Source organism: Cellulosimicrobium arenosum, assembly GCF_014837295.1.
In the GTDB taxonomy this organism is placed as follows: domain Bacteria; phylum Actinomycetota; class Actinomycetes; order Actinomycetales; family Cellulomonadaceae; genus Cellulosimicrobium; species Cellulosimicrobium arenosum.
Window position 1 is genome coordinate 131,060 of sequence record NZ_JACYHB010000003.1, and the last position, 26,699, is coordinate 157,758.

Sequence of the window (26,699 nt, forward strand, 5' to 3'; positions counted from 1 at the left end):
CCTCGGCGTGTGATCAGCCCTCGCGGAGCACCTCGGCGACGAACTTCGCGGAGCGTTCCCGCAGGCCGTCGACCCGCATCTCGACGATGACGTCGCGCATGGTCGGGTCGTCGCCCATCTCGGTGCGCGTCGGGGTCCGGCGGACGTTCGCGGAGCACCGGAAGTGCGTGCACACGAGCGTGCCGACGGTGTCGCCACGACGGCCGGACGCGCCGGCCCGTCGCGCGACGTAGAGCGAGACGTCCTCGGTCACGACGAGGTCCTCGCACCACGCGCACACGGCCCGGCGGCGCATCCCACCGGTCTTCGCGTCGGTCGATCGCAGCAGGACGCCGCGGGGCTCGCCGTCGACCTCGACGACCGCGTACGCGAGCAGCGGCGCCTTGCGGTCACGCCACCCGAGGTAGTCGAGACGGTCCCAGTCGAGGGAGTCGAGGTCGGGGAGAGCGGCCTGGGCGGCCTCGCGCTTGGAGGCGTTCACGAAGGACGCGCGGATCTGCTTCTCGGTCAGGGGATTCATGGTTCAGGCTTCCGGTTCGGTCGGGCTGCCGCCGGCACGCCACGGGGCTCAGGGTCCCGGCGCGTTCGAGCCCGCCCGACGAGACGGGCGTGGTGACGCGCTCCCGGGACGAGGAGCGGGGTGGCGAGGTGCCGTCGTGGACCGTCCGGGACGGTCCAGCACGACGGTGCGGCGGCGAGGGCGTCGAGATGCCCGCACCTCAGGGTCGACCGGCCGGGGACGCGAGGTCCCGCGCGGTCAGCGTGAAGCGGTGCGGGCCGGGAGGTCGCCCGAGCAGGCCGCCACGGCCACCTCGCACCCTGCGATGACGCCCTGCATCCGCTCGCTCCTCGTCGTCCTCGTCGCACGGGCCGGACCGACTGCCGCGCACCGTCGATCATGCGCCCTGACGAGCGCCTCGGTCAACGTCGTGCGCCGGACCTGCGACGGACCCTCACCGTTCCTGCCGAGCCGCCAGGCGCACGAGGACGACGCGGTGGCCGTCCGGGTCCAGGACGTGGGCGAACCGGTCCCCGTCGTCCGGGTCGGTGTCCGGCCCGGCGACCGGATCCACGCCCACGCCGGCGAGCCGCGCGAGCGTCGCGTCGAGGTCGTCCACGTACAGCACGAGCGACGGGAAGCCGGGGCGCCGGGCGGACGCCGCGCCGTCGGGGAGCGGGACGAGCCACAGACCCGGGTCGGTCACCTCTCCCGGCCCCACGTGCAGGAGGGGGAACCCGTCGCTCTCGCCGCTGAACAGCGTGCGGAACCCGAGGCCCTGGGTCCAGAACGCCGCGCTCGTGTCGAGGTCGCGCACCATGAGGACGGTGCGTCCGATCGTCGTCGTCATGGCGACGAGCCTAGCGACGGCGCACGCCCCGCCCACCGGCCGGGACGCGGACGCCCTGGAGCGTTGCGGGGACTAGCCTGTACTAGCCTGGACCGTCCAGACGTCGAAGGAGCCTGACATGAGCACGAGCACCGACCAGTCCCCCGGTCTCGCGACCGGGACCGAGGGGCGCGACATCCCCGGCCACGCGGGCGCGTTCGCACGGTTCGTCGTCTCGTTCGTGCTGTTCGTCGGCGGTCTGGTGCTCATGGGTGCGGGGCTGTCCGGTGTCGACGCCGGGGTGTGGCTGTTCTGCGGCGGGCTCGCGGCCGCGACGCTCGCGTTCGCGATCCCCATGTCGGTCACGGGCAAGACCGAGCGCTGACCGTCACGGCGGAGCCGCGGCAACGCGGCCCGAAGACGCGGAGCGCGGGGTGGCTCGGGGTGCGGACCCCGGACCACCCCGCGCTGCTCTGTCGTCCTAGCTCGCGAGGGTCGCGCGCACCGTCCGTGCCGCCGCCACCAGGTGCTCGAGCGACGGCGTCGTCTCGTCGTACCCACGCGTCTTGAGACCGCAGTCCGGGTTGACCCACACGAGCGCGGGGTCGATCGCCTTCACCGCGAGCTCGAGCAGCTCGGTGACCTCCTCGGTCGACGGCACACGCGGGCTGTGGATGTCGTACACGCCCGGTCCGATGCCGCGCGCGTAGCCGGCGTCCGCCAGCTCCGGCACGATCTCCATGCGGGAGCGCGCCGCCTCGACCGACGTCACGTCGGCGTCGAGGCCGTCGATCGCGCCGATGACCTCGCCGAACTCCGAGTAGCACAGGTGCGTGTGGATCTGCGTCGCGGCCTCGACCCCGGAGGTCGCGAGGCGGAACGACCCGACCGACCAGTCGAGGTACGCCGGCTGGTCGGCACGGCGCAGCGGCAGCAGCTCGCGCAGCGCCGGCTCGTCGACCTGCACGATCGCGATCCCGGCCGCCTCGAGGTCCGCGATCTCGTCGCGCAGCGCGAGACCGACCTGGTTCGCCGTGTCGCCGAGCGGCTGGTCGTCGCGCACGAACGACCACGCGAGGATCGTCACCGGGCCCGTGAGCATGCCCTTGACGGGCTTCTCGGTGAGCGACGCCGTGTAGGCGGACCACTCGACGGTCATCGGCTCCGGCCGCGTGACGTCGCCCCACAGGATCGGCGGGCGCACGCAGCGCGACCCGTACGACTGCACCCACCCGTTCGCGGTGACGGCGAACCCGTCGAGGTGCTCCGCGAAGTACTGCACCATGTCGTTGCGCTCCGGCTCGCCGTGCACCAGCACGTCGAGGCCGATCTCCTCCTGGAGCGCGACGACGCGCGCGATCTCCCCGCGCATCGCCGTGGTGTAGTCCGCGTCGGGCAGCGTGCCCCTGGTCCACTGCGCGCGGGCGCGGCGGATCTCGGGGGTCTGGGGGAACGAGCCGATCGTCGTCGTGGGCAGGGGCGGCAGGTTCAGTCGCGCCTGCTGGGCGGCGGCACGCTCGGCGGAGGAGCCGCGGGCGAAGTCCGCGTCGGTCAGGGCGGCGGCACGCTCGCGCACCGTCGGCTCGACGACGCCGGCCGCGGTCGCGCGCGACGCGACGGCAGCGCTCGACACCGCCAGGGCGTCCGCGACCGTGTCCCGACCCGCCGTGAGCGCGCGGGCGAGCGTCGCGACCTCGCCGACCTTCTGGTCGGCGAACGCGAGCCACTCGCGCAGCCGCGGGTCGAGGACGGTACCGGGCGTCTCGGCGCCGCCGAACACCTCGTCCTCGACGTCGTGCGGCACGTGGAGCAGCGACGTCGACGTCCCGACCGCCAGCGCGCCGGCGCCGAGGGCACGGACGGTCTCGACCGTGCCGAGCTTCGCGACGAGGTCCGCACGCCACACGTTGTGGCCGTCGACCACACCGGCGACGAGCGTCTTGGTCGCCAGGCCGGGCACCGTCCCGTCGGGGGCCGAGCCCGTGGGCACCGCACCCTTGACGAGGTCGACGGCGATCGCGTCGACGTCGGTGCCCGCGAGGAGCGCGAGCCCGTCGCGCGCGGCGCCGTCGTCGAGCGGCGCGGCCTGCAGCCCGCCGAACGGCGCGGCGACGAGCACGGCGGGGCGCGCGGCGGCGGGGTCCGTCGCACCCACGGACAGGTCGGTCGCGAGCGTGCGGTACGCGCTCGTCACGGCGGCGGCGAGCTCGGCGAACGGCACGTCGACCGAGTCGGTGACCAGCACCGGCTCGTCGAGCTGGACCCACGGTGCGCCCGCGGCGGCGAGCGCGCGCAGCAGGTCGGCGTAGGCGGCGACCACGTCGTCCAGGCGGTCGAGCGGCGAGTAGCCCGCGGGGGCGTCGTCCGCGGCCTTGGACAGCGCCAGGAACGTCACGGGCCCGACGACGACGGGCCGGGTCACGACGCCCGCCTCCTTCGCCTCGACGAACTCGCGCACGACGCGGTCGTCGACGAGCCGGACCGGGGTGTCGGGGCCGATCTCGGGGACGAGGTAGTGGTAGTTCGTGTCGAACCACTTCGTCATCTCGAGCGGTGCCCGCGAGTCCTGGCCGCCGGCTCCGCGCGCGACGGTGAAGTAGCCCGCGAGGTCGAGACGGCCGTCGGCTCCCGTCAGCGACGCGAACCGGGACGGGACCGCGCCGAGGGACGTCGCGACGTCGAGCACCTGGTCGTAGAACGAGAACGAGCCGGGCACGGACGCGTCGTCCGCGTCGAGGCCGAGCGAGACGAGGCGGCGGAGCGTCGCGAGCCGCAGCTCGCGCGCCGTGGTGTCCAGCTCGTCGGCCGTGGACCGCCCGGCCCAGAAGGACTCGACGGCCTTCTTGAGCTCGCGGCGGCGCCCGATGCGCGGGTAGCCGAGGACGGTGCCGGCGGGGAAGGGCACCGGGAGGTGGGCAGGGGAGGGTAGGGACGTGGCGGACATGAGTGACCTCTGGTGTCTGATCAGGCCGGGACGCCGCCGGTGGCGGCCCCGGTCGTCGTGGGCAGGGAGGTGCTGCTGACCCACGGCCCGCTGGCCAGGTCGGGGACGGAGTCCCCACCGCCGAGGTGAACACCCTCGAGCAGGTCGATCGCGGCTTCGTACTTGTTGAACGTGTAGATGTGCAGTCCCGGCGCCCCGGCGTCGAGGACCTGCTGCGCGAGCGCGACGCCGTGCCGGGTGCCGAGCGCGTGGCGGCGCTCCGGGTCGGGCTCGGCCTCGAGCGCCTCGACGAGCGCGCGGGGTGCCGGGACGCCGGTGAGCGTCTCGACGCGCAGGAGGCGCGCCGGGTCGGTCATGGGGATGAGGCCCGCGAGGATCGGGATCGTGACGCCCGCGGCCCGGGCCTCGGCGACGAAGTCGACGTACGACGACGCCTCGTAGAACAGCTGGGTGATCGCGAAGTCGGCGCCCGCCCGCTGCTTCTCCAGGAGGCGGTGCACCTCCTGGGTGCGGGTCGTGCCGGCATCGCGGTTGCCGTCGGGGAACGTCGCGACCGCGATGGTCAACGGGCGAGCGGCCCCGCGCAGCGCGAGCGAGGGGTTGGCCGCGCAGCGCGCCGCCTCGACCTCGCGGAGCAGCGCGACGAGCTCGATGCTCGACCCCACGCCGTCCTCCGCGGGGGACCAGTCGGGATCGTCCTTGGGCGGGTCCCCCCGGAGCGCGAGGAAGCTGCGGACCCCGGCGTCGAGGAAGTCGGCGACGACGTCCTCCACGACCTCCCGCGACGCGCCCACGCACGTGAGGTGCGCGATCGCGTGCACGGGCGTGCCCTGCAGGAGCCTGCCGATGACGGTCAGCGCCGTCTCACGGTCGTTGCCCGCCGCGCCGTACGTGACGGACAGGAAGTCCGGCTGGACCGCGACGAGCTGCCGTGCCGTCTCCCAGAACTTCGGTGCGGCCTGCGGCCGGCGCGGGGGCATGACCTCGAAGGACACCGTGGGCCGTTGCTGCCCGACGGCGTCCGCCACGCTCACGGCGCGACCTCGGCCGGGCGCGGGGACAGCCGAGCTGACCCGCCCCGGTGTGCGCGTGTGAAGAATGCCTCTGCGACCATGCGTCACTCCATCGTCCCTGGCGTTAGCACCTTTGTCCTCGGGAGGCTTCCGTCGGCGGGTTGCTGCGGTGTCGTCGAGCCAGGACTCTCGACCGCTCTGGATGGTTCCCGTCGATCGTAGAGGCCATCCGTCACGCGGTCGAGAGCGACCGTCTGGTGAGACGATGTGACGTGCGGCCGCACCACGTCGCCACCCCTCCGTCGCGCCCCGGGACGGACCTACAGGAGGACGATCACGGTCACCACGACGGCGATCAGCCCGAGCACGAGCGTGCCGGCTCCGACGAGGAGCGCGAACGCCACGCGGTGGGCCTGCCACCAGGGCACGAGGCGGGGGTCGTACGCGCGGAGCTGGACGGGCGTGATCGGCACGTGGACGGGGGTCAGCGGCACGCCACGGTGCGCGAGGTCGAGCGCGATCGTCGTGAGCTGGTCCCGGTCCCAGGCCTGCCCCACGAGGTGGACCAGGCGCCGCCCTGTCCGCCCCACCGCGACGAGATGGTAGGTCGTCAGGGCGATCCCGCCGAGGGACATCTGGTCGATCGTCACGACGCGCTCCACGTCGGCGACCGTGAAGCGCCGCGTGCGCATCCAGCGCACGGTGTACGTCCCGTCGCCGAGCACGACGCGCGCGTTGCGGACCACGTGCCGCACCCAGGGGTAGGACGCCGCGACGAGGACGAGGGTGAGTGCGACGAACGCGAGCGTGAGCACGACGTTCCTCCCCGAGAGCAGCAGCGGGACCTGAGCGGCCAGCAGCACGGGTACGAGGGTCGCCACGGTCGTCATGTTGGCGCGGACGACTCGGCGCTGGGCGTCCTCGGTCATCCGGAGCTCGATCACGCCGGGAATGCTCGCACACCGCGGGTGATCCATGGCACGTCGCGCGATCCGACGAGACGCGAACCGGCGGGCGGGGACGCCCCGCTCGTCGCCGGGCGCCGCCACGAGCCGGGCGATACTGTCGTGGACGTCCCACCGGTGGAGGTCCGTCCGTTGCAGTCCTGGTCCCACGCTCCCCGGCGCTCGTCCGCGCCGCGCGCGGGCGCCGCCGTGCTCGTGCTCCTCCTGCTCACCGTGCTGGGTCTCGCGGGAGCGCGGACGGCGTCGGCCCAGGTCGACACGGGGACGCTGTCGCTCTTCAAGCGCATCGAGAACCTCGACACGGGCTCCTCGGAGGGTCGGCGCGAGCTGTGGACGATGCACGCGCGGAACGTCGCGACGGGTGACGTGATCGAGGGCGACGGCCTCAACGGCGTCCAGTCGATGACGGTCCCGGCCGGGACCTACCGGATCTGGGAGACGGGCGGCGTCGGCGGCTACCGGTTCCAGGACTGGAACTGTGGCGGCGAGGACATCATGGACCCGACGCCGCAGGTCGTTGTCCCGGCGGGCGGCACGGTCACCTGCACGGTGGACAACGAGGCGATCTATCCGACGCTGACGCTCGTCAAGGACGTCCGGGGCGGCACGGCCTCGCCCGAGGACTGGACCTTGCGGGCGCAGGGGCCGTCGTCGGTCGCCGGCGCGTCCGGGTCCGACGCCGTGACGAACCAGGAGGTCCGCATCGGGCAGTACACGCTGTCCGAGGAGGGCGGACCCGACGGCTACCGTGACGAGGGATGGGTGTGCGACGGTGCCGACGTCGTGGACGGGGTCGTGGCGCTCGACCTCGCCAGCACCGTGACGTGCACGGTGACGAACGTGGCCCCGGTGACGCCGACCGTGCCCACGCTCACGCTCGTCAAGGAGGTCGTCGGCGGGCCGTCGTCCGCCGGGGACTGGACGCTCACGGCGTCGGGCCCGCAGTCGCTGACGGGCGTCACCGGCGCCGGCTCCGTCACCGCGGTCGAGGTCGAGCCCGGCGCGTACGCCCTCACGGAGGACGGCCCGCCCGGGTACGACGCCGCGTGGTCCTGCACCGGCGCGGCCGCGGGTGACGGGTCGGCCGGGGAGATCGTCGTCGCGGAGAGCGAGGACGTCGTGTGCACCGCGACCAACACGTGGGCGGGCGCCACGCTGACCCTGACGAAGGAGCTCGTCGGCGAACGGTTCGCCGAGCCGGACGACTGGACGCTCACGGCGACCGGGGCGGACACCGTGGTGAGCGGCCCGTCGGGATCCGACGAGGTCACCGGCGCCTTCGTCCCCGCCGGCGCCTACACGCTGAGCGAGGCCGGCTGGCGCGGCTTCGAGGCGGGCGCGTGGGAGTGCGCCGGAGCGACGGTGAGCGACGACGTGGTGGCCGTTCCCGAGGGCGCGGACGTCTCGTGCACGATCACGAACACCGCGCTCCCGTCCCTGCTGACGCTCGTCAAGGAGGTCGACGGCGGCCCCGCCGCTCCCGCGGACTGGACCCTGTCCGCGACCGGACCGCAGCCGGACGGGAGCGAGGGCACGATCTCCGGCCCGTCCGGCAGCGTGGAGGTGACGCAGGTCGACGTCGGCGACGGGCTGCACGTCCTGGCCGAGTCCGACGGGCCCGCCGGGTACGAGAGCGCCGGGTGGTCCTGCGAGGGAGGCCTGCTGCAGGCGGGCGCGACCGTCCTGGTCGGCCCCGACGAGGACGTCCGCTGCACGGTCACCAACACGTACGTCGACGCGTCGCTCACGCTCGTCAAGGTCGTCGTCGGGAGCTCCGCGGACCCGGCCGGGTGGACGCTGTCGGCCACCGACGCCGGCGGCGACGTCGTCGTCGAGGGCGCGGCCGGCAGCGACGACGTCACCGCCGCCCAGGTGGCGCCGGGCACCTACGAGCTCGCGGAGACCGGCGGGTACGACGGGTTCGTCTCCGAGGGGTGGAGCTGCGACGCGGGGACGCTCGACGGCAGGACCCTCTCTCTCGGGGCGGGGGACGAGGCGACGTGCGTCCTGACGAACCGTGCGGACCTCCCGCACCTCACCCTGGTCAAGGAGCTCGACGACCGCGGGTTCACGGGTGACGCCGAGCCGACCGACTGGACGCTGACGGCTCAGGGGCAGGGCGTCTCGCTCGCCGGGGCGACCGGTAGCCGGGCCGTCTCGCACGTCGCCGTCGCCCCCGGGCGGTACGCGCTGGGGGAGAGCGGCGGTCCGGACGGCTGGACCGCGATGAGGTGGTCGTGCGACGACGCGCGCGTGGTCCAGTCCGGCGCGGGCGGCGCGGTGTCGAGCGTCGTCGTCGAGACCGGCGACGACGTGACGTGCACGGTGACCAACCACTGGCTCGCGGGCAGCCTGACCCTGCACAAGCAGGTCGTGGACGACGTCGCCCCCGTCGACGACTGGGAGCTCACCGCCGCGGGGCCGACGCCGGTCTCGGGCTTCGACGGCAGCACCGACGTGACGGCCGTCCCGGTCGCGGAAGGGACCTACGAGCTGTCCGAGTCCGGCAGCGACTGGGACTACGAGCAGGGCGAGTGGGTGTGCGACGGCGGCGATCTCGTGGACGCCCAGACCGTCCAGGTCGACGACGGCGCGGACGTGAGCTGCACGATCTCCAACACCGTGCTCGACCCGCCCACACCGACGCCCACGCCCACCCCGACGCCCACGCCCACGACGGACCCGACCGACGGGCCGACGACGGACCCGGCGCCGGACGGGCCGACGGCCGCACCGACGTCGGGCAGCGGCGACGAGCCCGGCGACATGGCCGCCACGGGGGCCGACGTCGGGGTGCTCCTCGCGCTCGCGGCGCTCGCCGTGGCGGCAGGCGCGATCCTGCTCGCGACGCGCCGACGGCGCGGCTGACGCGTTCCGCGCGCACCGCGGGTCGGCGAGGGCTACTGTCCTGCCGTGACCGACGACGAGGCAGGGCAGGCCGGGAAGGAACCGGAGGAGGAGGGGCGCACCCTCCGGGAGACGATCACCGTCATCCTGCTCGGCCTGACCGCCATCCTGACGGCGTGGAGCGGGTTCGAGGCCAGCAAGTGGGGCGGCGAGATGTCCATCGCCTTCTCGCGCGCCTCGACGCAGCGCATCGTGGCGTCCACCGAGGCGACGAACGCGCAGGCTGCGCGCGCGATCGACCTGCAGGTGTTCGGCCTCTACCTGGAGGGTGTGGCCGACGACAACGACCTGCTCGCGGACTTCGCCGAGGAGCGGTTCACGCCGCACTTCGCGGTCGCGTTCGACGAGTGGTACGCGTCGGAACCGCTGAAGAACCCCGACGCCGCGCCCAGCCCGTTCGCGCTCGAGTCGTACGTCCCCCCGGGGCAGGTCGAGTCGGCCGAGGCCGACGAGCGCGCCGACGCGTACTTCGTGCGGGCGCTCGCCAACAACCAGCGCGGGGACAACTACACGATCCTGACCGTGCTGTTCGCGCTCGTGCTGTTCTTCGGGGCGTTCGCCAACCGGTTCCGGACCGAGCGGATCTCCTGGGCGATGGTCGGCGGCGCCGCCGTGCTCATGGTCGTCGGCGTCGGGTTCCTGCTGAGCTTCCCCAAGATCATCTGACGGTCTCCGGCAACCGTCAGCACGACGTCAGGTCGTCCGCGCCGCGGTGCACGGGGCGCACCGGTAGCGTCGGGAGCGCCCGACCCGAGGAGCTCCCGTGCCACGCCACCCGACCGCCGCCCGGCGCGCGCCCGACTGGTTGCTGCCGGTCGGGGCGGTCGTCCTCGTCGGGGCCGGCGTGCTGCTCCTGGTCTCGTGGGCGCAGGAGATCCGGGGCCGCGACGGCGTCGTTCTCCTGACCGGCGCGGAGCCGTTCGTCGGGCACTGGGACCTCCGCGTCGGGATGGGCACCGTGGTCGCGGCGGGGGTCGTCGCGGTCGTCGCGGCGTTCGGCCCGCGCCTGGCCACCACGCTGCGCTGGGGCGCGCTGCTCGCCGCCGCCGGCGGGACGGCGCTCGCGTTCACGGTCGCGCTCGGCGCCGCGACGTCCTGGGCCGGGCTGACCGACCCGGTGCGCAGCCGGCACGAGTACCTGCCCGTCGTGCCCGACGCCGCGGCCGACCCCGCCGGTTTCGTCGCCGCGTTCACGGCGCAGGTGGGGGACTACCCCATCCACGTGCGCGGCCACCCGCCGGGGTTCGTCGTCCTCCTCGCCGGGATGGACCGGGTGGGCCTGGGCGGCGCGGGCTGGGCCGCGGCCCTGATGATCGTCGCGGGGACGAGCGCCGTCGTGGCCGTCGCCGTGACGCTGCGCCGGCTCGGCGGCGACGCGGGGGAGACGACGGCGCGGCGCGCCCTGCCCGCCGTCGTCCTCGCGCCCGCGGCCCTGTGGGTCGCGACCACCGCCGACGCGTTCTTCGCCGGGGTCCTCGCGTGGGGGGTGGCGGCGCTCGCGGTGGCGTCGACGACGTCGCGAGCGTGGGTGCGGTGGGTCGCGGCGGTGGGCGCGGGGGTGCTGCTCGGCGCGTGCCCGTTCCTGTCCTACGGACTGCTGCACATGGGCGTGCTGGCGCTCGTGGTGCCCTGGGCGACGCGGCGGTGGACGCCGACGCTCGTGGCGGGGGCCGTCGTCGTGCTCACGGTGCTGGCCTGGGGCGCGGCGGGGTTCTGGCTGTGGGACGGGCTGGCGGCCACGCACGGCGAGTGGGGCGACGGGTCGGGCACGGGGCGGCCGTACCTCTACTTCCTGGTGGCCGACGTCGTCCTGCTGGGAGTGCTCGTCGGCCCGGCCGGGACGGGCGGACTGACGCGGGTCGCGCGGCTGGACCGGACCTCGCGCGCGCTCGTGCTCGTGGCGGTCGCGTCCGCGCTGCTCGGTGCGCTGAGCGGGTTCGAGCGTGGCGAGGTCGAGCGGATCTGGCTGCCGCTGGCCTGCTGGGTCGCGCCCGCGGCCGCGGCGCTCGTCGACGCCCCGCGACGAGTGGCTGGGTGGCGGTGGTGGATAGCAGCGCAGGGCCTGGCCACCCTGGTCATAGGAGTGGTCGTCCGCTCCCCGTGGTGACCCTCCCGGCCCGCGCCGAGAACAACACCACCCCCCGTCGAGCACGATCTGAGGGTCGCTATCGGTGGGATAACGACCCTCAGATCGTGCTCGGCGGGGGGGTGGGTGGGGTGGGGGCGTGGGTGAGGCGGCGGAGCGCCGTGAGGACGTCGGCGTCGTCGTGGGGCTCCGTGTCGAGGGCTCGGTGGATGGTCATGCCCTCGATGAACGCGTCGAGCAGGCGCGCCGTGGTCGGGTCGAAGTGGCGTTCCAGGGTGCGGCGGCTGCGGCGCATCCACGGGTGGGTCACGGCGCGGAAGGCGGGCTCGCGCGCGGCGATCGTGTACAGCTCGTGGGTGAGGACGAGGTCGCGCTGGTTCTCGAAGACGTCGTGCGTGATGAGTCGCGCGACGGCCTGCACCGCCTCCTCCGGGGTGGTCGCCGGGTCCACCCGGCGCGAGAACTTCGCCGACGCGCCGACGGCGAAGCGTTCGAACGCTGCCAGCAGCAGCTCGTCCATGCCGGTGAAGTGGTAGGTCATGGACCCGAGCGGGACGTCCGCCGCGGCCGCGACGCGGCGGTGCGACGTGCCCGCGACACCATGCTCCGCGATCACCTCGACGCAGGCGTCGATGATGCGGTCGCGGCGTTCGGGATCGTGGCGGCGGGGCACGGTCAGACGTTCTCGCGGACGGCCCGGGCCGGGTTGTCGACCGCCACGACGTCCATCGGCAGGTCGCGCGTCACGGCGGCGCGGTAGGGCTCGCCGGCAACGTGGTCGGTGGTCACGCGCGGGCCTCCTCGGGCTGCGGGGTGTCCGACGGGGCCGGAGCGACGGGCGCACGACGCGGCGCGAGCACGCCGGACAGGGCGAGGACGAGGATCCCGGCGAGCGGGAGCACGAGCAGGCCCACGCGCAGGCTCGTCGCGTCCGCGACCAGCCCGACGACGGGCGGCGACGCGAGGAACCCGAGCCGCATGAGCCACGAGACGAGCGTCAGCCCGGTGCCGGGGCGCAGACCGGGCAGCTCGTCGGCCTGCTGCATCGCGGCGGGTACGAGGGTCGCGGTGCCGAAGCCGGCGACGGCGAACCCGGCGATCGTGCCCGGAACGGAGGGGAACGCGAGCGCCAGCCCCATGCCGCCCGCGATCAGCAGGCCGCCGATCCGTGCGACGGTGCGCTGCCCCAGCGCGTCGACCATGCGGTCCCCGACCAGGCGTCCGGCGAACTGGGCCAGCATGAACGCGACGAACCCGAACGCGGCGAGCTCGGCGGACGCCCCGAGCGACTCGCCCGACAGGTACACCGCCGCCCACGTGTTGCCCGCGTCCTCGACGAGCGTGCCGCCGATCGCGATGACCACGAGCGCGACGAGCGTGGCGACGGTCCGGCCCGAGACGCGAGGCGCGGAGGGTCGGGCAGGGCGGACGGTGGCGTCGCGACCACCAGCCGTGGTGACGCCCTCCGGACCGGCGGGGGCGACGTCGTCGGGCACGGCGTCCGGGCCGCGCAGGCACCAGCGCCCGGCGAACAGCGCGACGCCGGAGAAGACGACGCCGCTGATCGCCAGGTGGACGCCGAGCGGGAGGTCGAGCGCGATGGCCGCGGTCGCGAGCAGACCGCCCGTGACCATGCCGATGGACCACACGGCGTGGAACGAGTTGATGATCGAACGGCCGTAGCGGCGCTGGACGCGCAGGCCGTGGGCGTTCTGCGCGACGTCGGTGAACGAGTCCATCGCGCCGGCGAGGAACAGCGCGCCGACCAGGAGCCCGAGGGAGGGCGACAGGCCGGCGAGGAGGAAGCTCGCGCTCGTGAGGATCGTCCCGGCGACCGCCACGGGCCCGGACCCGAACCGGCGCAGCAGGGGAGCGGCGGCCAGGCCCGCGGTGATCGCGCCCGCGGGGAACGCGGCGACCGCGAGGCCGTACGTCGCGTTGCTCAGGTCGAGCGCGGCCTTGATCTCCGGGTAGCGCGGGATGAGGTTGGCGAACAACGCCCCGTTGGTGAGGAACAGCAGCGCGACCGCGGCACGCGCGCGGCGGTCGACGAGCGCGGGACGCGCCGCGGTCGGGAGGATCATGCGTACGATCGTACACAACGACCGCCCGCTGCGAGAACGGTCCTCCGTCGCGAGGTCGTCAGGCACACGTCAGGCGCGCGGCGCGGGCGCGAACCTAGGCTCGAGGGGTGACCGCCGCCCGCACGCCACCGCGCCGCCTGCCGGGCGTGCCGCGCGCTGAGGACTTCCGCTCCCCGGTGCACGACCCACGGGTCGTCGCGCGGGTCGGGGCGCTGCTCGGTGGCGCGATCGTCGTCCTGTTCGTCACCGGCCTGCTCTCGCACCTGAGCCAGAACCCCGTGCCCTGGCTGCCGTTCGGGCCGTCGCCGTCGTGGGGGTACCGGCTGAGCCAGGGTGTTCATGTCACCGTCGGGTTCGCCTGCGTGCCGCTCCTGCTCGCGAAGCTCTACGCGGCCTACCCGCGGCTGTTCGAGCGGCCCGCGCTGCGCGGTCCGCTCCACGCCCTCGAGCGCGGGTCGGTGGCCGTGCTCGTCGCCGCGACGACGTTCCAGATCGTCACCGGCGTGCTCAACGTGTTCCAGGTGTACCCGTGGAAGTTCAGCTTCCTGTGGGTGCACTACGCGGCGGCGTGGGTGGTCGTCGGGTCGGTCGTGGTCCACGTCGGGGTGAAGCTCCCGGTCATCGTCCCCGCGCTGCGGTCGTCGGTCGCCGAACTGCGCGCGGAGGAGTCCGGCGGCGGCCCCCGGCCACCTTCCGTCGTCCCACCCGCCGTCGTCCCGCCCGCCGGTGTCGCGGCCGACCAGGGTCAGGAGGAAGACCCGGCGCAGGCGGCGACGTCGCGGCGCGGGTTCCTCGCCGCGGTGGCGGTGACGACGCTCGGCGTCGTCGCGCTCACCGTCGGCCAGACCGTGCGTCCGCTCGCCCCGTTCGCGGTCCTCGCGCCCCGTGACCCGCGCGTCGGGCCGCAGGGCCTGCCCGTCAACAAGACCGCCCGCTCGGCCGGGGTCGCCGACACCGCGACCGACCCCGCGTGGCGGCTCGTCCTCACCGGGCCCGGCGGGACGCGCGAGCTCTCGCGCGACGACCTGCTCGCGATGGACGCCGTCACCGCGGTCGTCCCCATCGCGTGCGTCGAGGGCTGGAGCGCCACCGCGACGTGGGACGGCGTGCGGGTGCGCGACCTCGTCGCCCTCGTCGGCGGGACGGCCGACGACGACGTGCAGGTCGACAGCCTCCAGCAGGGTGGCTCGTACGCGAGCTCGCTGCTGCCCGGCGCGTACGTCGCGGCGGAGGACACGCTGCTCGCGCTGCGTCTCGCGGGCGAGGACCTCGACCTCGACCACGGCTACCCGGCGCGTCTCGTCGCGCCGAACCGCCCGGGCGTGCTCCAGACCAAGTGGGTCGCGAGGATGACGGTGCTGCGCCCGGGGGGTGCCGCGTGAGCGCCGGCGTGCGCTGGTCGCGCCGCGTGCTCCTCGTCGGCGGTGCGGCCCTGATCGGGTTCGGCCTGTGGACCGCGTGGTCGACGGTCCCGAGCAGCCAGTGGCCGTCCGCGCTGGTGTGGCTGGCGGGAGGAGTCGTCGTGCACGACGCCGTGCTCGCCCCTCTCGCGGTCGCCGTCGGCGCGTGGGTGCTGCCCCGCGTCCCGCCCGTGTGGCGGGGCCCGCTGCGGGGTGGCCTGCTGGCCGCGGGAACGCTGGGGGTGCTCGCGATCGCCCTGGTCGCGGGCGCGGCGGATCGTCGCAACCCGTCCGTCGTCCCGCAGGACCCGCTCGCCGCGATCGCTGCTGCGGCGATCGCGGTGGTGATCGGCGCCGTCGTCGGGGCGTTCCTCGCGGGCGCGAGGCCCCGCGGGGGAGACCCCGACGCGGACCGCGCGACGTCGGTCAGTCGCGCCAGGCGGTCAGCAGGTCCTCGGCGCTGAAGGCGAGGTCTGCGCCGGAAGGGAGCGGCATGGCCGCGTCCTGCCGGACCAGACCCTCGTCGAACGTATGAGTCATGGCGCGTTTGATACATCCGGTGACGGTGAACTCCCGTGGGGTGCCGATGCAGGCCGGCAGCGGAGGCCCGTCAGTGTGGGGGCGAAGGCCCGCCCGTTCACGTTGAGGCTCGACGGCGCGCGCCGCGCGAAGCTGGACGAGGTCGCGCGGGAGCGGCACACCACTCCCTCACAGCTCGTGCGTGACCTCATCGACGCGCTCTGAGGTGCCGTCGGCAGGGCTGGTGCCTCTCAGCCTCGCGCCGCACGCCTGAGCACGACGACGGTCCGCCCGCTCGCGGCCCACTCCTCGGTCGCGTCGAGCCCGGCCTCGGCGGCGACGACGCGCAGCGCGTGCGCGCCCAGCCGCGCCCAGGGCATCGGTCGGCTCAGGCGGCCGTCGGCCGCACGCAGCACGACGGGCGTGACGTCGTGCGCGTCGGGGTCCGGGTCGGTCTCGACGAGCACGGCGCCGTGGGGCCGCACGAGCTCGCGGCAGCGGGTCAGGAGCGCGACCGGGTCGCCGCCGATCCCGATGTTGCCGTCCGCGAGGAGGACCGTGCCCCAGCGGCCCTCGCCGGGCAGCGCCGCCTCGACCGCGCGCCGCAGGGCGACGGCCCCGCGGTCGCGCGCCTGGCGCACGGCCGCGCGGGAGACGTCGATGCCGAGGCACGGGACGCCGCGCCGCGACAGCTCTGCGGCCAGCCGGCCGGGGCCGCAGCCGACGTCGAGCACCGGGGCCTCGCACCGCGCGAGCAGCACCTCGTCCGACGGCGTGGCCGGCGCGGCCCAGGTGCGGACGTCGAGCGGGCGGGCGCCGGTCTCGCCCAGCGCGACGACGGACTCGCCGCCGAGGGCGGCGTCGAAGAGCACGACCGGGTGGACCCGGCGCGGCGTCCGGGAGATGGCCTCCGTCATCGCGCCGCCACCTCCGAGCGCTCCGTGACCTCGCGCCACCTCCGCGCGAACCGTGTCCCGGGCGCCGCGGCGGCGACGGCTCGCGCGTCGTCCGGTTCGTCGACGTCGCGCAGCGTCGGCAGCAACCCCACGGACAGCCCGCACGAGCGCAGCCGGTCGAGCTGCGCGGCGCCGGTCGTCGGCTCGGACATCGGCACCCCGACGAACAGGTCCGGGTCGGGCGCGCGCAGCCCGACCGCCCAGAACCCGCCGTCCTCCGCCATCCCGAGCACCGCGTCGTGACCGTCCAGGTCGACGGCGGCGAGCTGCGGCGCGAGCTGCGGCGTGTCCATCCCGACGAGCAGCACCGGTCCGGGGTGGGCCGCGAACGTGTCGTCGAACGCTCCCGCGAGCCGCCGGTCGAGCCCGCCGGCGACCTGCGGGTACACCACGAAGCCGGGCGGCACCCACGAGCCGGGCTCGCCGTCCAGCACGAGCACGTGGTCCCCGGGCAGCGCCGCGACGGCGTCGAGCGTGTCGCCGAGCGCCGCGGCCGCGACGTCGGCCGCCTGCTCCGGCGTGAGGAGGCTGGTCAGGCGCGTCTTGGACCGCCCGGGCGCGGGCGCCTTGGCGAGCACGACGACGGTGCGCGGCGGCTCGACCGGCCGCGCGGGCCGGGCAGGAGCCCCGGTCATGCCGCGAGCACCTTCGACATGTCGCGCACGGCGCGCCACGCGCCGAGCGGCGTCCCGGTGACCTTGGAGCGCCCCAGCCGGTGCCGGTAGGGCACGTCGACCTCGCGCACGCGCCACCCGGCGTCCGCGGCGGCGACGAGCATCTCGAGCGGGTAGCCGGAGCGGCGGTCGGTGAGACGGAGCCCGAGCAGGGCCTCGCGGCGCGCGGCCCGCATGGGTCCGAGGTCGTGCACGCCGAGGCCGGTGCGGCGTCGGGCCCGGCGCGCCAGCTCGCGGTTGGCGAGCCGCAGGTGCCAGGGCCAGGCGCCGGCGTCGGGCAGCCGACGGCCCAGGACCAGGTCGGCCTCCCCGGCCACGACCGGCCCGACGACGCGCGGCAGGTCCGCGGGGTCGAGGCTCGCGTCGGCGTCGCAGAAGGCGACGACGTCCGCCGTGGCGGCCTCCAGGCCGGCGTGGCACGCGGACCCGAAGCCCCGGACGGGAGCCTGGACGACCAGGGCGCCGTGGTCTCGGGCGACCTCGACGGAGTCGTCGGTGGAGCCGTTGTCCACGACGACCGCGCGGACGCCTGCGGGCAGGCGCGGCAGCAGCCACGCGAGGCCCGGGGCCTCGTCGAGGCACGGGAGCACGACGTCGACGGTCACTCTCCGACGGTACGGGCGGTCCCCGTGTCGCGCCCCTGATGAGGGCTGACGATCGCCTGACGGTCGGCCGCGGCGGACCGGGACCGCGCCGTTCCGGCAGGGCGCGGTGCCGCCGCGGCGCTACTGTGCAGAGATGACCACTGCCGAGGCCGACGAGCGCCGTGCGCCCGCGCCGGGCGTGACGTCGCGCGTCCTCGTCGTCGACGACGACACGCTGACGGCCACCAGCGTCTCCGCGCACGTCACGGCCGCCGGGCACGCCGCACGCGCCGCGACGGACGCGACCGAGGGCGAGCGGCTGTGGCGCACCTGGGAGCCGGACGCCGTCGTGCTCGACGTGCGGCTGCCGGGGCGCTCCGGGCTGGACCTGCTCGCGCGGCGTCGGGCCGACGGGGACGGGACGCCGGTGCTGCTGCTGTCCGGCCTCGGGTCGGTCGACGACCGGATCGGCGGTCTCGAGGTCGGCGCCGACGACTACGTGGTCAAGCCGTTCGACGCGCGCGAGCTCGTGCTGCGCGTCGAGGCGCTGCTGCGCCGCGGGCCAGGACTGGTGGAGAACGCGCCGACGCGCGTCGTCGTGGGCGACCTCGTCGTGGACGGCGGCGAGCGTACCGCGACCTACCGCGGTCAGACCGTGGCGCTGACGCCGCGCGAGTTCGCGCTGCTCGACTTCCTCGCGCGGTACCCGGGCCGTTCGTTCGGCCGCGCCGAGCTGCTGCGGCGCGTGTGGGGCTGGAGCTTCGGCGACGACTCGACCGTCATGGTGCACGTGCGCCGGCTGCGCGCGAAGCTCGAGGACGACCCGGCCGACCCCGTGCTGATCGTCAACGTCCGCGGTGCCGGGTACACCCTGATGGAGGTGGCGGCGCGATGACCGACGTCGGGTTCATGCTGCTGGTCACCGCCGCGTGCGCGGTGGTGGTGGGGTTCCTCGGAGCGTGGGCGGTGCGTCGGGCCGGGCGGGTGTCGCTCGTGCTCGCGCTCGTCCTGGCCGCGCTCGTCCCGTTCGCCGCCGTCGTGGTCGCGCTGACGGTGAACGTGTCCGCGATGTTCCTGTCCGAGCACGACGCCGGGGTGGTGCGGCTCGTCCTGATCGCGTCCTCGGTGCTCGCGGTCGTGATCGCGCTCGTCCTCGGGCGGACCGTGGCCGACGACGCGCGGCAGGTCCGCGAGCTCGCCCGCCGGCTCGGGGACGACGCCGGCGGGGCGGCAGCGACGTCGGGTGACGGGTCGCCGGCGTCCACCCCGAGCGCGGCGCCGGCGACCGCGGAGCTCGCCTACGTCGTCGCCGAGCTCGAGCAGACGCAGCGACGCCTGGACGCGGCCCGCGAGAGCGAGCGCGCCGCGCAGGCGGCGCGGCGCGAGGTCGTCGCGTTCGTCAGCCACGACCTGCGCTCGCCGCTCGCCGGTGTCCGCGCCGCCGCCGAGGGTCTGCAGGACGGCGTGTTCGCCGACCCGCGCCCGGCGCTCGACGGCATCGTGGCCGCGACCGAGCGCATGGCTCACATGATCGAGGACCTCGCCGAGCTGGCCCGGGACGACCGGCCCCGGGCACGTCCCGCCGCCCAGGAGGTCGACGTCGCCGTGGTGCTCGAGCGCGTCGCCGCGCACGCCCGCCCGCTCGCGGGCTCGGTGGGCGTCGAGCTGCGGGTCGAGGTGGGCGCGGACGTCCGCGTGCCCGGGGATCCCGGGGAGATCGAGCGGGTCCTGGACAACCTGGTCGCGAACGCCGTGCGGGCGAGCGGGCACGAGGCGCGGGGCGCCCGTGGAGCTGTCTCGGGGCACGGCGGGCCCGCCGGCGTCGTGACCGTGGAGGCGAGGATCGTGGACGGGGCGGCGCGCGTCGTCGTGCACGACACGTGCGGGGGCATCCCGGCCGACGCGCTGCCGCACCTGGCGACGGCCGGTTACCAGGTCGCGGACGGGCCGGCGGGGTCCGCCGGGCTCGGGCTCGCGTTCGTCGACCGTGTGGTGGACCAGCACGGCGGGAGCCTCGACGTCGCGTCCTCCGACGACGGGTGCCGCGTCGAGGTGCGCCTGCCGGCGACGGGTCGTGCGTGACGCGTCCGCCCGGGAGGCGCGCAGCACGAACGAGGACCGGTCCGGCACGCACTGGCGACGGGGTGCGCCCGAGGCATAGCGTCGGGTTCCATGGCACTCCAGCTCGTCCAGGTGAACATCAAGGCCGGCGACGAGGCGACGCTCGGCCGGTTCTGGGCCGCCGCGCTCGGCTGGGACATGTCCAGCGAAGGACCCGGCGTGGTGAACCTCGTGCCCGCCGGCCTCGACTGGCCGGACCCCGCGGCCGTGTGCGTCGACCTCGTCGTCGTCCCGGACCCCGAGACCGTGCGGTACCGCACGCACCTCGATCTCGCGACGACCTCTGCGGCCCACCAGGCGGAGCTGGTCGCGCGGCTGGTCGAGCTCGGCGCGACGCGCGCCGACGTGGGTCAGGGCGACGTGCCGTGGCAGGTCCTGGCGGATCCGGAGGGCAACGTGTTCTGCGTGCTCGAGCCCCGGGCGGTCTACCAGGACACCGGTCCGATCGCCGCGGTCGTCGTCCAGTGCGCGGACCCGCGGGCCATGGCCCGGTTCTGGGGCGAGGCCGCGGGCTGGACCGTGCACGAGATCTCCGACGACCTCGCGAGGCTGCGGTCGGCCGAGGGCGTCGGGCCGTACCTGGAGCTCGTCCGCACGCCCGGCCCGACGACGGCGCAGAGCCGCATGCACATCGACCTGCTGCCCTACCCGGGCGACGACCAGGCGGCGGAGGTCGCGCGCCTGCGGGCCATGGGGGCCACGGACACCGACGTCGGCCAGGGCGACGTGCCCTGGATCTGCCTCGCCGACCCGGAGAACAACGACTTCTGCGTCCTCCACAGACCCTGACCCCCCCGCCGAACACGACCTGAAGGTCGTTCTGACGCTCTTCGCGACCCCCAGGTCGTGCTCGACGGGGGGTTAGCGCGTGACCAGGTTTGCCAGGCCTTCGGGCGCCCGGATGTGGGCGTGCCAGCTCAGGACGCTTGCGGCCCTGGCGCTCGACGCCGTGACGTGGCGGACGTCGCCTCCGCGCCACTCGCCCGTGACCACCGGCTCCGGGGCGTCGAGGAGCGCGGCGACGCGGCGCGCGACGTCCCCGATCGTCGTCACCTCGCCGGAGCCGACGTTGAAGGGCTCGACCCGGCCGGGGCCCTGCGGCTGCTCGGCGGCGGCGAGGACGGCGCGCGCGACGTCGTCCACGTGCACGAGGTCGCGGCGCTGGCCGCCGTCCTCGAACACGCGCGGCGCGCGGCCGTGCTCGGCCTCGGAGCGGAAGATCGAGACGACTCCCGCGTACGGGGTGTCGCGCGGCATGCCCGGGCCGTAGACGTTGTGGAACCGCAGCGCGGTCGCGGTCGCCCCCGTCGCGCGGGTCCACGCGGCGAGGACGTGCTCGCCGTGCACCTTCGTCGCGGCGTAGACGTTGCGCGGGTCGAACGGCGCGTCCTCGGCGACCAGGCCGGGCGTCAGGACGCTGCCGCACACCGGGCAGCGCGGGTCGAACACGCCGGCCGCGAGGTCGGCCTCGTCCCGCGGCGGCGCCGGCTGGGTCCCGTGCTCCGCGCAGGAGTAGGCGCCCTCGCCGTAGACGACCATCGAGCTCGCGAACACGACGTGGGGGACCGCCTCCTGCGTGGCCGCTGCCCGCAGCAGGACCGCGGTCCCCAGGTCGTTCGACGACACGTAGTCGTCCACGTCGTCGATCCCGACGCCGAGACCGACCTTCGCGGCCAGGTGCACGACGACGTCCCGCCCGTCCAGCGCCTCGCCGACCACGTCCGGGTCCCGCACGTCGCCGCGGACGACCGGGACGCCGTCCGGCAGCGTGGGTGGCGGCCGGTCCCCGTGGACGTCCGCCCGCAGCGAGTCGAGGACGCGGACGTCGTGGCCGGCGGCGGCGAGGGTGCGGACGGCGGCGGACCCGATGAAGCCCGCCCCGCCCGTGACGAGGATGCGCATCGTGCCAGCATCCCCGCCCGCGCCGGACCGTGCAGCCTCGCACCGGCTGACGGTCGCCTGACGGCCGGGACCACGACACCGGACCCGCCCGTCAGGTGCGTCAGGCGCGGCGCTCGCGGCGGTAGAGCCTGCGGGACCAGACGTAGCCCGCGACCCCGATCGCCACGCACCAGGCGACCGCCTGTGCCGCGACGCTGCCCTCGAGGCCGGCGCCGCCGGCGAGCAGGCCCCGGGTCGTCTCGATGATCGGGGTGAAGGGCTGGTGCTCGGCGAACCAGCGCACCGCGCCGGGCATGGTCTCGACGGGGACGAAGCCGCTGCCGAGGAACGGCAGCAGGAGCAGCAGCATGGGTGCGTTGCTCGCCGTCTCGACGCTGCGCGAGCTCAGGCCCATCGCGACGCACAGCCAGTTGAGAGCGAGCCCGAGCAGGACGAACAGGCCGACGAGGGCGAGCCAGTCGAGCGCGTCGGCGTCGGGCCGGTAGCCCATCGCGACCGCGGCACCGAGCACGAGGACGAGGGCGGCGAGCGCCTGCACCACGAACCCGAGCACCTGCCCGGACAGCACGGAGCCTGGCGCGATCGCCATGGTCTTGAACCGGGCCATGATCCCGGTCGTGGCGTCCATCGCGGCGCTGGTCGCGACCGACGTCGCGCCGCCGACCATGGTGATCACGAGCAGCGTCGGCGTGATGTAGTCGAGGTAGGCGGCGCGTCCCTCCGCGCCGGTTGTGACGCCGGGGGCGACACCGGCGCCGAAGGCTCCGCCGAAGACGTAGACGAACAGCACGAGCATGACCAGCGGCCCGGCGACGAGGAACACGGTCAGGCCCGGGTAGCGCACGGCGCGCAGCAGGCTGCGCCGCAGCATGATCAGGACGTCGGCGACCGGGCGTGGACGCGCGGTCGGCGGAGCGACGGGGGCGGTGGCGACGGTGGTCATCGGACGTTCTCCTTGTCGTTCACGGACGAGGGCGCGGGGTCGGTGGGCTCGAGCTCGGTGGACGGCTCGGTCAGGGCCAGGAACACGTCGTCGAGCGAGCCGGTGTCGTGCACCGCCTTGAGCTCGGCCGGGGTGCCCTCGGCCACGATGCGGCCGTCGTTCAGCACGGCGACCGAGTCGGCGAGCTGGTCGGCCTCCTCGAGGTACTGGGTGGTGAGCAGGATCGTGGTGCCCGCGGTCACGAGCGACCGGACCTCGTCCCACAGGGTGCGACGGCTGCGGGGGTCGAGCCCCGTCGTGGGCTCGTCGAGGAAGACGACGGACGGGGCGCCGACGAGCGTCATCGCGAGGTCGAGCTTGCGCCGCATGCCGCCCGAGTACGTCGCCACGGTCCTGCCGGCGGCCTCGGTGAGGCCGAAGCGTTCCAGCAGCTCGGCGCAGCGGCGTCGGCCGCGGGCCCGGCCGAGGTGGTGCAGGTCGGCCATGAGGTGCATGTTCTCGAGGCCGGTGAGCAGGTCGTCGACGGCGGTGATCTGACCCGTGACGCCGATCGAGGCACGGACGGCACCGGGCTCGCGGGCGATGTCGTGGCCGGCGACGCGGACGGTGCCGGCGTCCGCCCGCAGCAGGGTCGACAGCACGCCGACGGCGGTGGTCTTGCCGGCCCCGTTGGGGCCGAGCAGTGCGGTCACGGTGCCCGCGGGGACGGCGAGGTCGATCCCGTCGAGCACGAGCTGGGTGCCGGCCTTCGAGCGGTAGGACTTGCGCAGCCCCCGGACGTCGATGGCGAGGTTCTCGTCCATGGTCTCTTCTCCTGGGTGTGGTGGGTCTCAGGGGCGACGGACGACGATGTCGCCGTAGCCGGTGGTGGCACGCACCTCGGCGGTGGCCTCGTCCTCGACGGGGCCCGCCGTGGGGGTCAGGCGGTTGCGGACGGAGCCGTGCTCCGACGCGACGTCCAGATGGGCGGCGACCCCCTCGGGCACGCCGATCTCGATGCTCCCGAACGACGTGGTGAGCGACACGCTGCCGGACTCGAGGTCGTTCACCTGGATCCCCGCGTGGGCGGAGCGGGCGACGACGGCACCGCGGACCCGACCGAGCGCGATGTCCCCGTGCGCCCCGACGACCTCGAGGGAACCGGTGACCGAGCCGACGGTGGTGGTGCCGTTGCTCGCCCGGATCGTGCCGTCGCCGGCGATCTCGCCGACCCGCACGCTGCCCGCGCCGACCTTGATGTCCGTGGTCCCGAGCGCCCGGCCGACGACCGCGGAGCCGGCCGAGACCTTGAGGGTGAGCCGGTCCACGTCGTCGAGCCGGGCGTCGCCCGCGGACAGCGTCATGTCGACGACGCCGAGCGCGCCCTCGGCGAGGAGCGCGCCGGCCTTGCCCCGGACGTCCGAGCCCGCGGGCAGCTCGACGGTGACGTTCGCGGTGCCGGCGGCGAACGGGAGGACGAACTGCTTCCAGGAGCCCGGGTAGGTGATCGTGACGGCGTCGCCGTCGCGCTCGACGCGGACGTCCTGGGCGGCCCGGACGCTGCCGGACTTCGTGGGGTCGGTGGGCAGGACGGTGACCACGACGTCCTCGCGCTCCCCGGCGACGACGTGCACGTTCGCGAACGGCACCTCGACGACGACCGGGACGGGGTGGGTGGTGGGGAAGGTGGGCATGGCAAGGCTCCCTCGATGGCGGGTTCGATCGGGTGGTGTCGCTGTGAGTCGCGGTGGTGTCAGCCGGCGGTGCCGGCGGAGGGCGGAGGGCTGGTCAGCGCACCCAGCCGGTGATGCGGTTCCCTGAGCGCTGTGCGGGCCGGTCCTGTGCCGCGGGCCGACCGGTGGCCTGCTCGAGCGCGGCGGAGACGCTGCGCACGAGCCAGGTGTTGACGGAGACGCCGTCGCGGGCGGCGGCCACCTCGACCTGCGACTTGAGGTGGTCGGGCAGGCGCAGGGTGGTGCGGGTCGTGGCCGCCGAGACCGCGTCGGCGTCCGCGTCCGCGACCTGCGACGGCGCGGTTTCCGGGGACGGCACGGAGCCTGCTCTCGGCGCGGGCAGGTCCCCTTGGTCGGCGGGCACCGCGGGTGCGGTGACGACGAACTCCGGCGACCCGCCGCGCAGGCGGACGTCCACGGAGCCGGGCGCGAGCTCGGCCGAGATCTCCCCGGCCGCGTCCGAGAGGGCGTCGAGGAGGACGAGCCGCGCGGCGGCGTCCAGGGGTGCGGTCAGGCGGCCGGCGAGGTCGCGTGCCTCGTCGCCGCCCGCGGCGGCAGCGGTGGCGAGCTGCCGGTGCAGCTCGTCGACGTATCGGGTGATCTCCATGACGCCACTATGACACCACTATGACGTCATGGCAAGAGGGTTGGTGTCACCTCGTGTTTCGGCACGCACGCGCGGGGAGCAGACCTGCCCGGGGCTCGCCGAGCCCGAGCATCGCGACCGCGACCTCGCCGGCGGCTGCGTCGGGGATCGCCGTCGCGGCCTCGAGCACGAGCAGCGTCGCACCGGGGATCTCGCGTGCGAGGGCTCGGCCGTTGCCGACCGGGAAGAACGGGTCGCGGGCGCCGTGCACCACCAGCGTGGGGACCGCGAGGTCGGTGAGCCGCTCGCGCCAGCGCGGCGTGCAGTCGAGCGCGGCGAAGATCGTGCCCAGCTGGTTGGCCATCTGCACCGCGGGCCCCGTGCCGGGGGTGCGGTCCCACGTGCGCCCGGCACGCTCCTGCGCGGCGGCAGGGTCGTTGCCGAGGATCTCCGCTCCTGCGGCGGCGAACTCCGCCACCGCGGCGCGGTCGGACCAGTCGGGCTTCGAGCGGGAGAACAGCCGACGCATGGTCGCGGCGTCATGATCGGGCAGGTCGTCGTCGGCCGGCCCCGGAGCGACGGGTCGCGTCCCGACGAGAGTCAGGGCGGAGAACGCTGCCGGGTGGTCGAGGGCCGCGACCTGGGCGACCATCCCGCCGACGCCGATCCCGGCCAGGTGCGCCGGCCGGTCGTCGAGCGCGCGGGCGAGCGCCGCTGCATCGGCGGCAAGGTCTCGCAGCGTGTACTGCGGAGCGGCGGGATCGAGGGTGGTGGAGGCGCCGGCGTCGCGCAGGTCGTACCGCACGACGTGGCGACCGCCGCCGGCGAGCGCGGCGCACAGCGCGTCGGGCCAGGAGAGCATGGTCGTCCCGCCTGCGAGCAGCACGAGCGGTGCTGTGTCGTCGCCGAAGTGCTCGACCCCGAGCGTCACCCCGCCGACCTCGACCGTCGTCGTCACGTCCATGAGGCTCCGTCCGTCGTGGGCAGCAGGCCGCCCGGGTTCGGGACAGCCTTCGACACCGTTGACGATCCCCGCCGCGGGAACTCATCGCGGCACGTGCACCCGACCGCCGGCGGCTGACGGTCGCCTGACGGTCCGGCCGCCACGCATCCCGGCCGGGCGACGTCGGGCCCGGAACGGCTAGCGTGACGGTCGTGACCGACACGACTGAGCCCGTGGGGATCCTCGGCGGATCCGGCCTGTACCGACTCCTCGACGCCCCGGAGCCCGTGGCGGTGGCGACGCCGTTCGGCGACCCGTCCGACCCGCCCAGCCGCGGCACCTTCGCCGGTCGGCCGGTGGTGTTCCTGCCCCGCCACGGAGCCGACCACCGATTCCCGCCGCATCGCGTCAACTACCGCGCGAACCTGTGGGCGCTGCGGTCCCTGGGGGTGCGGCAGGTCGTCGCGGCGTCGGCCGTGGGCGGGCTGAGGCCGGAGCTGACGGCGGGGACCGTCGTCGTGCCGGACCAGGTGGTGGACCGCACGTGGGGCCGCGAGCACACGGTGTACGACGGCGAGGGGCCGGTCGTGCACGTGCCGTTCGCCGACCCGTACTGCCCACGAGGGCGCCCCGTCGCGGTCCGTGCCGCGCGGGCGGGGACGCTGCCCGCCGTCGACGGCGGCACGATGGTCGTCATCCAGGGGCCGCGGTTCTCCAGCCGCGCCGAGTCGCGGCGCAACGCGGCGGAGGGCGGGAGCGTCGTCGGGATGACGGGGATGCCCGAGGCGGCGATCGCGCGCGAGCTCGCCCTCTGCTACACGTCGCTCGCGCTCGTCACGGACGCCGACGCAGGGGTCGACGTCGAGTCGTCGGTGACGCACGCGGCCGTGCTCGAGGCGTTCGCGCGCAACGTCGTCGCGCTGACGGCGGTGCTGCACGACGTCGTCGCGGCCCTGCCCGCCGACGACGACTGCCCCTGCCGCCACGTCCTGGACGGCCTGGACCTGCCGGCGTCCGTCGCCGGCCCGTGAG

Annotated in this window: 27 protein-coding genes and 1 riboswitch; of the genes, 11 read left to right on the top strand and 16 right to left on the bottom strand. The window is 75.1% G+C overall.

Annotation, left to right across the window (positions count from 1 at the left end; all coding sequences use genetic code 11):
• Positions 1-13 precede the first annotated feature (13 nt).
• Together IF651_RS05100 and IF651_RS05105 are read right to left on the bottom strand one after the other, a co-directional pair.
• Complete coding sequence (locus IF651_RS05100; protein WP_191828022.1) at positions 14-520, bottom strand: FBP domain-containing protein; 507 nt, start codon at positions 518-520, stop codon at positions 14-16.
• A gap of 433 nt (positions 521-953) precedes the next feature.
• Complete coding sequence (locus tag IF651_RS05105; RefSeq protein ID WP_191828023.1) at positions 954-1,349, bottom strand: VOC family protein; 396 nt, start codon at positions 1,347-1,349, stop codon at positions 954-956.
• 118 nt (positions 1,350-1,467) lie between these two features.
• Here IF651_RS05105 and IF651_RS05110 point away from each other — a divergent pair, with 118 nt between their 5' ends.
• A complete protein-coding gene (locus tag IF651_RS05110) occupies positions 1,468-1,713 on the top strand; it encodes a hypothetical protein (protein ID WP_194719918.1) in 246 nt (81 codons plus the stop codon).
• A 96-nt stretch (positions 1,714-1,809) separates the two neighbouring features.
• Here the strand turns inward: IF651_RS05110 and metE are convergent, their stop codons facing one another.
• The 3 genes from metE to IF651_RS18160 all read right to left on the bottom strand — a co-directional run bounded on the left by metE (position 1,810) and on the right by IF651_RS18160 (position 6,229).
• Positions 1,810-4,272, bottom strand: a complete 2,463-nt coding sequence (gene metE / locus IF651_RS05115; protein WP_191828024.1) for a 5-methyltetrahydropteroyltriglutamate--homocysteine S-methyltransferase — start codon at positions 4,270-4,272, stop codon at positions 1,810-1,812.
• A gap of 20 nt (positions 4,273-4,292) precedes the next feature.
• Positions 4,293-5,306: a methylenetetrahydrofolate reductase gene (locus IF651_RS05120; RefSeq protein ID WP_338403781.1), complete on the bottom strand. Its 1,014-nt coding sequence runs from the start codon at positions 5,304-5,306 to the stop codon at positions 4,293-4,295.
• A gap of 85 nt (positions 5,307-5,391) precedes the next feature.
• Positions 5,392-5,494: riboswitch (SAM riboswitch) on the bottom strand.
• A 111-nt stretch (positions 5,495-5,605) separates the two neighbouring features.
• The gene (locus tag IF651_RS18160) at positions 5,606-6,229 is read right to left on the bottom strand and encodes a hypothetical protein (protein WP_191828025.1); all 624 of its coding nucleotides are present in this window, start codon (positions 6,227-6,229) and stop codon (positions 5,606-5,608) included.
• A gap of 123 nt (positions 6,230-6,352) precedes the next feature.
• On the opposite strand from IF651_RS18160, the gene IF651_RS05130 reads away from it, so the two are divergent.
• From IF651_RS05130 to IF651_RS05140, 3 genes are all read left to right on the top strand, one after another.
• Positions 6,353-9,118 (top strand): prealbumin-like fold domain-containing protein, encoded by a 2,766-nt coding sequence (locus IF651_RS05130; protein ID WP_191828026.1) that lies wholly within the window; start codon positions 6,353-6,355, stop codon positions 9,116-9,118.
• Between the two features lie 45 nt (positions 9,119-9,163).
• Positions 9,164-9,823, top strand: coding sequence for a hypothetical protein (locus IF651_RS05135; protein ID WP_191828027.1), 660 nt, complete (start codon positions 9,164-9,166; stop codon positions 9,821-9,823).
• Between the two features lie 97 nt (positions 9,824-9,920).
• Complete coding sequence (locus tag IF651_RS05140) at positions 9,921-11,264, top strand: hypothetical protein (RefSeq protein WP_191828028.1); 1,344 nt, start codon at positions 9,921-9,923, stop codon at positions 11,262-11,264.
• A gap of 79 nt (positions 11,265-11,343) precedes the next feature.
• On the opposite strand, the gene IF651_RS05145 is transcribed toward IF651_RS05140, so the two are convergent.
• Together IF651_RS05145 and IF651_RS05150 are read right to left on the bottom strand one after the other, a co-directional pair.
• Positions 11,344-11,916 carry a TetR family transcriptional regulator gene (locus IF651_RS05145; protein WP_191828029.1) on the bottom strand — a complete coding sequence of 191 codons (573 nt, stop codon included), beginning with the start codon at positions 11,914-11,916 and terminating at the stop codon, positions 11,344-11,346.
• 112 nt (positions 11,917-12,028) lie between these two features.
• Positions 12,029-13,327: an MFS transporter gene (locus IF651_RS05150; RefSeq protein WP_191828030.1), complete on the bottom strand. Its 1,299-nt coding sequence runs from the start codon at positions 13,325-13,327 to the stop codon at positions 12,029-12,031.
• Between the two features lie 107 nt (positions 13,328-13,434).
• On the opposite strand from IF651_RS05150, the gene IF651_RS18165 reads away from it, so the two are divergent.
• The 3 genes from IF651_RS18165 (at position 13,435) to IF651_RS17965 (ending at position 15,471) form a co-directional block, all read left to right on the top strand.
• On the top strand, positions 13,435-14,709 hold the full coding sequence (locus IF651_RS18165; RefSeq protein WP_338403782.1) for a molybdopterin-dependent oxidoreductase: 1,275 nt from the start codon (positions 13,435-13,437) through the stop codon (positions 14,707-14,709).
• Positions 14,706-15,191 carry a hypothetical protein gene (locus IF651_RS05160; protein ID WP_191828031.1) on the top strand — a complete coding sequence of 162 codons (486 nt, stop codon included), beginning with the start codon at positions 14,706-14,708 and terminating at the stop codon, positions 15,189-15,191. Before IF651_RS18165 ends, IF651_RS05160 begins: the two co-directional genes overlap by 4 nt.
• Positions 15,192-15,342: 151 nt before the next feature.
• The gene (locus IF651_RS17965) at positions 15,343-15,471 is read left to right on the top strand and encodes a hypothetical protein (protein ID WP_277818480.1); all 129 of its coding nucleotides are present in this window, start codon (positions 15,343-15,345) and stop codon (positions 15,469-15,471) included.
• A gap of 26 nt (positions 15,472-15,497) precedes the next feature.
• On the opposite strand, the gene IF651_RS05170 is transcribed toward IF651_RS17965, so the two are convergent.
• Genes IF651_RS05170 through IF651_RS05180 form a run of 3 tightly spaced genes read right to left on the bottom strand, consistent with a single transcriptional unit; the run spans position 15,498 to position 17,481 of the window.
• A complete protein-coding gene (locus IF651_RS05170) occupies positions 15,498-16,163 on the bottom strand; it encodes a class I SAM-dependent methyltransferase (RefSeq protein WP_191828032.1) in 666 nt (221 codons plus the stop codon).
• The gene (locus IF651_RS05175; RefSeq protein WP_191828033.1) at positions 16,160-16,837 is read right to left on the bottom strand and encodes a TIGR04282 family arsenosugar biosynthesis glycosyltransferase; all 678 of its coding nucleotides are present in this window, start codon (positions 16,835-16,837) and stop codon (positions 16,160-16,162) included. Before IF651_RS05175 ends, IF651_RS05170 begins: the two co-directional genes overlap by 4 nt.
• The gene (locus tag IF651_RS05180) at positions 16,834-17,481 is read right to left on the bottom strand and encodes a glycosyltransferase (RefSeq protein ID WP_191828034.1); all 648 of its coding nucleotides are present in this window, start codon (positions 17,479-17,481) and stop codon (positions 16,834-16,836) included. The genes IF651_RS05175 and IF651_RS05180 overlap by 4 nt, the downstream gene beginning before the upstream one ends.
• A gap of 133 nt (positions 17,482-17,614) precedes the next feature.
• Between IF651_RS05180 and IF651_RS05185 the strand changes: the two genes are divergently transcribed.
• The 3 genes from IF651_RS05185 to IF651_RS05195 all read left to right on the top strand — a co-directional run bounded on the left by IF651_RS05185 (position 17,615) and on the right by IF651_RS05195 (position 20,370).
• Positions 17,615-18,355 (top strand): response regulator transcription factor, encoded by a 741-nt coding sequence (locus IF651_RS05185; RefSeq protein WP_191828035.1) that lies wholly within the window; start codon positions 17,615-17,617, stop codon positions 18,353-18,355.
• Complete coding sequence (locus tag IF651_RS05190; protein WP_191828036.1) at positions 18,352-19,542, top strand: sensor histidine kinase; 1,191 nt, start codon at positions 18,352-18,354, stop codon at positions 19,540-19,542. Before IF651_RS05185 ends, IF651_RS05190 begins: the two co-directional genes overlap by 4 nt.
• 90 nt (positions 19,543-19,632) lie before the next feature.
• Complete coding sequence (locus tag IF651_RS05195) at positions 19,633-20,370, top strand: VOC family protein (RefSeq protein ID WP_191828037.1); 738 nt, start codon at positions 19,633-19,635, stop codon at positions 20,368-20,370.
• 72 nt (positions 20,371-20,442) lie between these two features.
• On the opposite strand, the gene IF651_RS05200 is transcribed toward IF651_RS05195, so the two are convergent.
• The 6 genes from IF651_RS05200 to IF651_RS05225 form a co-directional block, all read right to left on the bottom strand.
• Positions 20,443-21,483: an NAD-dependent epimerase/dehydratase family protein gene (locus tag IF651_RS05200; RefSeq protein WP_191828038.1), complete on the bottom strand. Its 1,041-nt coding sequence runs from the start codon at positions 21,481-21,483 to the stop codon at positions 20,443-20,445.
• Positions 21,484-21,583: 100 nt separating this feature from the next.
• A complete protein-coding gene (locus IF651_RS05205; protein WP_191828039.1) occupies positions 21,584-22,426 on the bottom strand; it encodes an ABC transporter permease in 843 nt (280 codons plus the stop codon).
• Positions 22,423-23,229: an ABC transporter ATP-binding protein gene (locus tag IF651_RS05210; RefSeq protein ID WP_191828040.1), complete on the bottom strand. Its 807-nt coding sequence runs from the start codon at positions 23,227-23,229 to the stop codon at positions 22,423-22,425. Before IF651_RS05210 ends, IF651_RS05205 begins: the two co-directional genes overlap by 4 nt.
• Before the next feature lie 27 nt (positions 23,230-23,256).
• On the bottom strand, positions 23,257-24,099 hold the full coding sequence (locus tag IF651_RS05215; protein ID WP_191828041.1) for a DUF4097 family beta strand repeat-containing protein: 843 nt from the start codon (positions 24,097-24,099) through the stop codon (positions 23,257-23,259).
• A 94-nt stretch (positions 24,100-24,193) separates the two neighbouring features.
• Positions 24,194-24,745, bottom strand: coding sequence for a histidine kinase (locus tag IF651_RS05220; RefSeq protein WP_191828042.1), 552 nt, complete (start codon positions 24,743-24,745; stop codon positions 24,194-24,196).
• Between the two features lie 46 nt (positions 24,746-24,791).
• Entirely contained in the window at positions 24,792-25,682 is an 891-nt protein-coding gene (locus IF651_RS05225; protein ID WP_338403783.1) for an alpha/beta fold hydrolase, read from the bottom strand.
• 197 nt (positions 25,683-25,879) lie between these two features.
• On the opposite strand from IF651_RS05225, the gene IF651_RS05230 reads away from it, so the two are divergent.
• A complete protein-coding gene (locus IF651_RS05230; RefSeq protein ID WP_338403784.1) occupies positions 25,880-26,698 on the top strand; it encodes an S-methyl-5'-thioadenosine phosphorylase in 819 nt (272 codons plus the stop codon).
• The last annotated feature ends 1 nt before the right edge of the window (position 26,699 follow it).